The sequence below is a fragment of the Vicinamibacteria bacterium genome (genome assembly GCA_035620555.1).
Taxonomy (GTDB): domain Bacteria; phylum Acidobacteriota; class Vicinamibacteria; order Marinacidobacterales; family SMYC01; genus DASPGQ01.
Genome location: DASPGQ010000177.1, coordinates 1 through 4,346, shown reverse-complemented (window position 1 = coordinate 4,346; position 4,346 = coordinate 1). Strand labels below are relative to the sequence as shown.

Here is a 4,346-nt window from a genome sequence, read left to right as displayed (position 1 = left end):
CGACGCGAGCGTCGCGAAGACGAGGGAGATGCTCGAGTTCGAGTACGCCCGTTCGGCTCTGAAGAACGGCCTCAAGCTCGAGCGCGATCTCGGAGCCAATCCCTACAAGTTCGGCATGATCGGAAGCAGCGATGCCCATACTGGTCTCGCGGCGATGGAGGAGGAGAATTATTTCGGCAAGACCACACCGCAGGAGCCCAGCCCCGAGCGCATGACTGCCAAGTTCATGGATAACCAAGAGACCGGCGTGGCGGTGTTCGACTGGGAAGTCGCCGCCGCGGGGTACGCGGCGGTGTGGGCTACCGAGAACACCCGCGAAGCCCTCTGGGACGCGATGCAACGGAGGGAAACCTATGCGACCACGGGCAGCCGCTTGATGGTGAGGTTTTTTGGGGGCTTTGAGTTCGAAAAAGCCGACGCCGAGACCCGGAACCCGGCGGTCGCCGGATATTCCAAAGGGGTTCCCATGGGCGGCGACCTGCGTGAAGCACCGGACGGAAAATCGGCGACGTTCCTCGTCGCGGCACTCAAAGACCCCCTCGGTGCCAACCTCGACCGAATCCAGATCGTCAAGGGCTGGCTCGATGCGCAGGGCGAGCTACACGAGAAGGTCTACGACGTCGCCTGGAGCGGCGACAGGAAACCCGGCGCGGACGGAAAGCTTCCCTCGCTGGGGAGTACGGTGGACGTCGCCAACGCGACGTGGACCAACACCATCGGCGCCGCCGAGCTCATCACCGTTTGGAGCGATCCCGACTTCGACGCCTCCGAGCGCGCGTTCTATTACGCCCGCGTCATCGAGATCCCGACGCCGCGGTGGACCGCCTACGACGCGAAACGATTCGGCGTCACTCCAGTCCCCGGCACGCGGATGACCGTCATCGAGCGAGCGTACACCGCGCCCATCTGGTACACACCAGCGAACTGAGAAGCACGGCGGCGCGACCCTTTCGATTGCCGCGGGCCTGCGAGCCTTGCCGGCGCTCGTCGTGTTTTTCCTGGTCGTGCTGCCACACCAAATGGATCCGCACCACGCTTGCCGTGATCTCGTTTGGCTTCGGCAGAAACCGCGGCGAAGGTGATGATGCCAGCGACGTCCCGGACTTATGCTACGGCAACTCTGCGGGACGACTTGCTTGAGGAGGGGTACCTTCGTGAGACTTCGACCACGGTTTCTTGCCATCCTGGCCCTCGGCACCATTTTCGCGCTCGCCCCCAGACGATCGGAGTCCGCTAGAACCGACGTTCTCATCATGGACAACGGAGACTCCATCACCGGCGAGATCCTGGCACTACAGCGCGGAAAGCTCAGCTACAAGACCGACAACATCGGAACCCTCTCGGTCGAATGGGCCCACGTTGCCGAGCTCAGGAGCACAAACACCTTTACGTTCGAGGACCAGAGGGGAGCTCTCTTTTTCGGTTCGCTAGCGGAGGCCGGCGGCGAGAATCAGCTCAGGGTGGTCGATGGCGACGTGACGGTCGCGACGCTTCCAATCGACTCGGTCATCAATATCTATCGGGTCAAGCCAAGCTTTTGGAGCCGTCTGGACGGCTCTCTCGACATCGGCTCCACATACACCCAGCAAAACGGCGCCACGCAGTACAACCTCGACACATCGGTGCGCGAAACAACCGAGCGGCGCCAGATCTAAATCGATTTCAACAGCTTGTTCAGCACTCAGGACGACGCTGCCACGACTACCCGCAACACCCTCACGGGGTCCTACTTTCGCCACATCAGCGAAAAATGGTTCTATCTCGGCCAGGCTAGACTTGAGCAAAACACTTCGCCGTGATGCGTCACCGACGCCTGACCGGGGCCCTTGCTTTCGGTGGAGATTTCGCCGGCGCCGGATCCGTCGAAGTGCAGCCTGAAGCGATGACCGGGGAGTGACGCGAGACGTGCGCCTTGTCGGCCTGCATCTGCGTTTCCCTTCTCCCACCTGTCGGGCTCGCAGTAAGATGCTTTCCGGAGGGGACGCATGCTCGTGAAACTCGCAGCGTTTTTCGTACTTCCGGCGACGTTGCTCGCGGCACCGGCTTCGGACCTCGAGAAGGTCGTCGAAGACTACGTCGGCCTGTACCGCCGGGAGACGCTCCCCGAATGGAAGAAACTCTTCCTACCTCATTTCACCGTCGCCTCGACGGGCGAGGATGGAAGCGTGAGCGAGCGCACGCTCGAGGAGTTCTACGACGCGCAGAGGTCCTATCTCGATGGCGGCCGCGATATCCAAGAGCAGCTGGAGAACGTTCGGATCGACCGCCAGGGGAAGCTCGCGAGCGTCTGGGCGGATTTCGTGCTGACGGACGAAGGGGAGACGCGTCGGGGAAAACTCGTTCTTCTCCTGATTCAGGGCCCTGAAGGCTTCAAGATCCACTCGTTGATGTTCTCTTACTACGGCTGAGCTCTACGGCGGCTTGCTATGATGGATTGATGCTCCGGTGGTTGCTTCGATGGACGTTCCGCGCCGCGCTTGCGGTGGCCGCTCTCATCGCGGTCCTCGTCTTGTCCGTCGCTTTCCATCTCGCCATTACGAGCGCGCGCTCCCAGCTGAGCGAGGTCGAATGGCAGAAGCTCCGGGAACGCCTGCTCCGTCGGGCTTCGGTCGAGACTCGAGAACCTTCACCTGAACCACCCCCGTCGGAAATCGAGCTGGAAGCGCCGGAGCTACCCACGCGCCTGCCGATTCCTCTCATCGATCCAGCATTACTGGAGCGCCAACGCGAGGCTTACGAGGCAAACCGCGTCAAGAGCGTCCTGGAGCTGCAGCCGTTTCGTCACACGACATCGCTCGAATTCACCGCGGAGGACGCGTCGGTAAAACGTGTCTCGCTGGTCAACCTCAATCCGGTGATAAACAGCTGGTACGTGTTGACGGTCGCGTGGGCCGACGGCCGCACGAGCTCTTATCACATCGTGAACAACCGTCCGAAGAGCCAGGACCTGACGGTCGAGGCCGACTACCCCGACGGTCTGACGATGGTGGACACCTTGGGAAAACGCTCCTGTGACCTGTGGTCCGACAAAGCTCCTCTGCCCCTCGCGAGCACGGATCAGACGGCGACACCTTACCTGTCGCTGTGCGACGAGGAGATCAACCTTCGGCTGCCCGTGCCGGGCCGCCGCACGACGCTCGAGTGGGCAACGGACTTTCTTCGCGACAACGTATGGCAAGGGGAGCAAATCACGATCTTCGTGCGCCAAAACCTGTTCCAGGACGCCTACCTGGACACCTCCGAGATCACGCGAGACCCGGCCGCGCTGACCGACGAGCCCGCGCTACCCGACGGTCCCGGCCCCGCCCGCATGGACGCGCGTTACCAGGACGTCCGTATCGGACAGGGCGATCTGGGTCTTTCGGTCGAGGACCTCAGCAACGAGGGTGTGGTAGCGGGCCGGTGGCACGAAGCTCGGAGCCAGCCAGGCGTCTACGTCAGCGTGGTGCGGCCCGATCTCATCGACGCCGACATTTTCGCCCACCACCGGGACGTCGTCTCCCAGCTGGACGAGGTGGAAAGAGAGGCGCTCGTCTATCTCGTTGCCTTCGACCTGTCCCGATTCGAGCTGGGTTTTGCGGTAGGCACCGAGCATCCGCGGGTGGACTGGTCCGAGCGGGTGTTGGGCTCGGTTCGAGACCCTGCTCTGCCCGGACCGGACGGCATCGGGAACATCGCGCCCCTGGTGGCCACCGGCATCGTCCCCCGGTCGCTCGCCGAGCGGACGGTGGCGACGTTCACCGGGGGCTTCAAGCGCGGCCACGGTGCGTTTCGAGTCTCGGATCTGGCAAACCGCAACCACGGAAGCCATTACGGGTTCGTCGAGAACGGCGCCGTACTGAGCAAACTCCAACCCGGTCTGGCAACGGTCTTCGGGCTCGATGACGGCCGCGTAGACATGAAAACCTGGGCAGTCGAGGATGACGCGCTTCTCCCCAAAATGGCGTTTGCCCGTCAGAACGGCCTGCCGATCATCGAGACCGACCCCACGACCGGCGAGCCGGTTCCGGGACGCCAGGTCTCGCGGTGGGCGGCGGGGAACTGGTCCGGATCGCAAGATCGAAAGTTTCGCACCGTCCGGGCGGGAACCGCGATCCAGGAGCTCGACGACCGCCGCTTCTTGATTTATGCCTATTTTTCTTCGGCGACACCGTCGGCGATGGCTCGGGTCTTCGAAGCCTACGGATGCCGCTACGCGATGCTCCTCGACATGAACGCGCTCGAGCATACTTACCTCGCGCTCTATCGCGAGCGGGACGGCAACCTCGAGGTGGAACACCTCGTGCAAGGGATGGAGGTGCTGGACAAGACGGTCGGCAACCAGACGCTTCCGCGTTTTCTCGGTT

4 protein-coding genes are annotated in these 4,346 nt (G+C 62.7%); all 4 read left to right on the top strand.

Going from position 1 to position 4,346, the window contains the following annotated elements; translation table 11 throughout:
- Positions 1-928 (top strand): DUF3604 domain-containing protein (locus tag VEK15_06880; GenBank protein ID HXV60398.1); only part of this gene is annotated, 928 nt, incomplete at its 5' end.
- A gap of 226 nt (positions 929-1,154) precedes the next feature.
- On the top strand, positions 1,155-1,655 hold the full coding sequence (locus VEK15_06875) for a hypothetical protein (GenBank protein HXV60397.1): 501 nt from the start codon (positions 1,155-1,157) through the stop codon (positions 1,653-1,655).
- Positions 1,656-1,985: 330 nt separating this feature from the next.
- Positions 1,986-2,408: a nuclear transport factor 2 family protein gene (locus VEK15_06870; protein HXV60396.1), complete on the top strand. Its 423-nt coding sequence runs from the start codon at positions 1,986-1,988 to the stop codon at positions 2,406-2,408.
- A gap of 29 nt (positions 2,409-2,437) precedes the next feature.
- Positions 2,438-4,346: hypothetical protein (locus VEK15_06865; GenBank protein ID HXV60395.1), on the top strand; the 1,909-nt coding region annotated here is incomplete at its 3' end.